At 55.5% G+C, this 4,031-nt stretch carries 4 protein-coding genes; 1 reads left to right on the plus strand and 3 read right to left on the minus strand.

The features are described 5' to 3' along the window. Window positions 1–181: 181 nt before the first annotated feature. A complete protein-coding gene (locus AC6F7T_RS12820; RefSeq protein ID WP_500719430.1) occupies window positions 182–1,063 on the minus strand; it encodes an EamA family transporter in 882 nt (293 codons plus the stop codon). A 106-nt stretch (window positions 1,064–1,169) separates the two neighbouring features. Here AC6F7T_RS12820 and AC6F7T_RS12825 point away from each other — a divergent pair, with 106 nt between their 5' ends. Then, on the plus strand, window positions 1,170–2,558 hold the full coding sequence (locus tag AC6F7T_RS12825; RefSeq protein WP_500719432.1) for an aspartate ammonia-lyase: 1,389 nt from the start codon (window positions 1,170–1,172) through the stop codon (window positions 2,556–2,558). A gap of 67 nt (window positions 2,559–2,625) precedes the next feature. Here the strand turns inward: AC6F7T_RS12825 and AC6F7T_RS12830 are convergent, their stop codons facing one another. Both AC6F7T_RS12830 and AC6F7T_RS12835 read right to left on the minus strand, forming a co-directional pair. Beyond that, the gene (locus tag AC6F7T_RS12830; RefSeq protein WP_500719434.1) at window positions 2,626–3,753 is read right to left on the minus strand and encodes an HRDC domain-containing protein; all 1,128 of its coding nucleotides are present in this window, start codon (window positions 3,751–3,753) and stop codon (window positions 2,626–2,628) included. A gap of 11 nt (window positions 3,754–3,764) precedes the next feature. Continuing rightward, the coding region (locus AC6F7T_RS12835) for an NUDIX hydrolase (protein ID WP_500719436.1) at window positions 3,765–4,031 on the minus strand (267 nt) is incomplete at its 5' end.

The following is a 4,031-nucleotide window of genomic DNA, read 5'->3' on the forward strand; positions in this document are numbered from 1 at the left end:
TCATCGCCGTGCGAAAACTGTGCTCTGCCACCGACTGGGCGCCCGATCCAAGAAACTGAAAGCCGGTGCGCGGCGTACGCTTGAGCATCCCCACTTCAAACAGAAAATTCGCTATATTTTTCATACCTTTTCCTTCCCACTTCCCACTTCCCACTTCCCACTTCCCACTTCCCACTCCCCATCACCCCTGCCAGACGCAAAATACTCCCGCCAATATCAACCCCACCGACGTCAGGCGAATCCGGCCGAATGACTCGCCGAGAAACAGCAGACCAATGAGTACACCGATCAACAGACTGACCTGCCGCACCGGTACCGCATAACTGACCGGCGCCAGCACCAGTCCGTAACGAAACGACAGAAACGACGCCAGAATCACCGGCCCGGACCAGATCAGCAGCCAGGGGCTCTCTTGGCGCCCCCCCAGAATCCGACCGCGATAGCGCGGTCGCAAGAGGTTCAGGGTCATGTAAACAATCATAAAAAACACCAGCACGTAGGTAAAACCAAAAGGGGAATATCCGTCAACTCCGGCTTTATCAATAATCACGCCGATGGAGTACACCAGCCCGGCCAACAGCGCAGCCTGTACCGATGGATTGCCGAGTTGGGTAAAGGGGTAGATAAAATCCCGCAACCGTAAACCCCGCAACTGAATACAGTAGGCACCCAGGGCAATCAACCCTATCCCGAGAATCCCCAGCGAACTCAGTTGTTCGCCGAGAAACAACACCCCCCAGATCGGCACATAGAACATGGCGGTCTGAGCCAGCGGGTAGGTGATTGATAAATCCCCCTGGCGATAGGCGAACCCGCCAAGCCAGTGATATAAAACAAAACAGAAGGCGGCCAGCGCCGCCAGGGCAATCAAACGTGGCGTCAACATGGGAAACAGATCGAGGCTGATCATCAGCAGATTCATCAGCAGCCACGAGCAGAGGAACATCCACCAGATGAAAATAGTCTTGTCATGACTCTGTTTGACCATCAGGTTCCACAGGGCATGCATCAGGGCAGAGAACAGAATCAATAGTAGAGCGAGGGTTTCCATGGGCGGCATCATAGCCGATGCCCGAGGCGAAGAAAAGTGCCTTTGACTCTGACATCAAGTCGGCTATTCTTAACCACGAGGGGGCTGATAAAATATTCCATGATGAAAGGATAGCACCATGACCGCATACCGGACTGAACAGGATTCATTAGGTGAGATGCAGGTGCCGCAAGAGGCTCTGTATGGCGCGCAAACAGCTCGTGCCATCGACAACTTTCCCATCTCCGGTCAACCGCTCCCGGCGTCCCTGATCCGCGCCCTGGGGTTGATCAAGAAACATGCGGCAACAACCAATCATGGATTGGGGCTGTTACCTCAGGAGGTTGCCGAGGCGATTCGCGACGCCGCGCACGAAATTGCCGCCGGTGGCCATCTTGAGCAATTTCCCGTTGATATCTTCCAGACCGGATCGGGCACCAGCAGCAACATGAACGCCAATGAAGTCATCGCCCATCGCGCTGCCCAACTGCTGGGCAAAGCGATGGGGAGCAAAGCTGTCCATCCCAACGACCAGGTCAATATGGGGCAGTCGAGCAATGACGTATTCCCCAGCGCTATTCATATCGCCTGTTCTGAAGAACTTCATCACAAGTTGCTGCCGGTACTCGATCAATTTCTCCAACACCTTAACGACAAGGCAGAAAAATTTAACGACGTCCTCAAGATCGGCCGCACCCACCTGCAGGACGCGACGCCGATCCGCCTGGGGCAGGTCTTTTCCGGTTATGCGCGGCAGGTTGAACTGGCCCAGGAACGCCTGGCGGCGAGCTCCAGCAGCCTTTATGAACTGGCGCTTGGAGGCACCGCTGTGGGCACCGGCATCAACACCCATCCGCAGTTTGCCGCGATCACCATCTCTGCCATTGCCCGCGAAACCTGCCTGCCGTTTCGCGAAGCGGGGAATCACTTTGAAGCGCAGGGGGCCAAGGATGCCCTGGTGGCGACCAGCAGCAGCCTCAAAGACTGCGCCGTCAGCCTCTATAAAATCGCCAACGACATCCGCTTTCTCGCCAGCGGTCCGCGCTGTGGCATCGGTGAACTGATCCTGCCGGCAGTGCAGCCAGGCAGCTCGATCATGCCGGGGAAAGTCAATCCGGTGATGGCGGAAAGCCTGATCCAGGTGTGTGCCCAGGTCATCGGCAACGATGCCACCGTATCACTGGGGGGATTGTCGGGAAATTTCGAGCTGAACGTGATGATGCCGGTAATGGGCTGGAATGTGCTGCAGAGCATCGAACTGCTCAGCAATGCCATTCGCGCTTTCGACGAAAAATGCCTGCAGGGGCTGCAGGCCGACGAGCAACGTTGTGGCGATCTGCTCGAACAGAGTCTTGCCCTGGTGACCGCCCTGGTGCCGGAAATCGGTTACGACCGTTCCGCCGAACTGGCAAAAGAGGCACACAAAACCGGGCGGACATTGCGTGAACTGGCTCTGGAGGATGGGGTTGACGAGGAGGTTCTTGATCGCCTGCTTGATCCGGCCGGCATGACCAAACCGACGGCATAAAAATAGCGGCCACCGGCTCACGGCTCACGGCTCACGGCTCACGGTTCACATTTTACTTTCCCAGCGATTAAGTCCGCTGCAAGGTCGCGATAATCCCCTTCGCCAACACCTGTTGCTGCCAGCGTTTTAACAGTTCAGCAATAGCCGGATCTTCTATGCTGCGGGGGTTACGCAGCGCCAATTCTTCCAGCAGGGCATTATTGATCAATACGCCGGGATCAAGCTGTAACTCTGCTGCGATTTTGGTCCGCCACTTTTTCAGGGCGTTAAAGCGACCTTCGACCGCCGGATCAACCTCTTTTCTGACGCTACGCGGATAGGTTGGCAATCGCTCTTCGGTCAGCTCCAGGGCGTGACCGATCTGCTGTAGAATAGTACCTCCATAGCGCCCCGCCATACGCGGCGGCAGGCCGTCAATCCCTTCCAGCTGGTTGCGCCCCTCGGGCAGCAACCGCGCCAGTTCGAGCAGCGGCTTGTTGCCCAGCACCTTGTAGTGGGGCGTGTTCCGGCGCCGTGCTTCATCATCGCGCCAGACCAGCATATTTTCCAGCGCCGCCAGCTGGCGCGGCTTAAGGGAACCGGCACCTTTGAAACGTAAAAACAAGGGCCCGTTCTGAGCAGAAAAGCGTACCTGCTCAAGCAGCTCACATTCCTCTTTTACCCACGCCAATCTGCCCTTTTCCACCAGCTTATCTTCAAGTAAACGGGCCAGATCATGCAGATGGCTGGTATCTTCAGCGGCATAGCGGATCATGTCGTCTGACAGGGGTCGCAACGACCAGTCAGCTCGCTGGAAACGTTTATTTAGTTCCACACCATAATATTTTTTTAACACATCGGCCAGGCCAAAACGCTCCTCGCCAAGGAACTGGCAACTGATCATGGTATCGAACAGACCCCTGACGCTAATCTCAAAGTCACGCCCCAAAGAGCGGATATCATAATCGGCAGCGTGAAAAATCTTGCGCTGGTCGGGGTTGGCAAACATCGGCTTGAGTGGGTCCAGATCGCTAACCGCCAACGGATCGATCAATAGGGTGCGCTGGGGGGTGGTAAATTGCAGCAGGCAGACCTTTTCCTGATAATTGTGCATGGAGTCAGCCTCGAGATCGACGGCGAGGGTTTCATGCCCGGCTAGCTCGACGGCAAAATCCGCGACTTCTGCGGCGGTTGTTAAAATTGTGGGTAATGACATTCTTGTTATCCTTATTGTTTATGATCTGCAGTCACATGAGGGGCATTTCTAACCTTTTCCAACACCTTCTTGTGCGCGCCATGCAGCGCCAACAGCTCCAGTTCCTCTCGGGTTTTCCACTGGTTTTGGGTTTCCGCAACCAGTAAATTATCGGCTAAATCCACCAGATACACCAGGGATTCAAGCTTGAAATGACTGTACCTATGATAACTGGTTGCGACCGTGACCGGATCACCGGTCAATCCCATCTGGGACAAAAAGCGACGCACCATAACATC

This window comes from Pelovirga sp. (genome assembly GCF_059864205.1).

Coding starts and splice junctions, on each gene's coding strand:
- AC6F7T_RS12820 (WP_500719430.1), bottom strand. CDS start 1,063: ATGATGCCGCCCATGGAAACCCTCGCTCTACTATTGATTCTGTTCTCT.
- AC6F7T_RS12825 (WP_500719432.1), top strand. CDS start 1,170: ATGACCGCATACCGGACTGAACAGGATTCATTAGGTGAGATGCAGGTG.
- AC6F7T_RS12830 (WP_500719434.1), bottom strand. CDS start 3,753: ATGTCATTACCCACAATTTTAACAACCGCCGCAGAAGTCGCGGATTTT.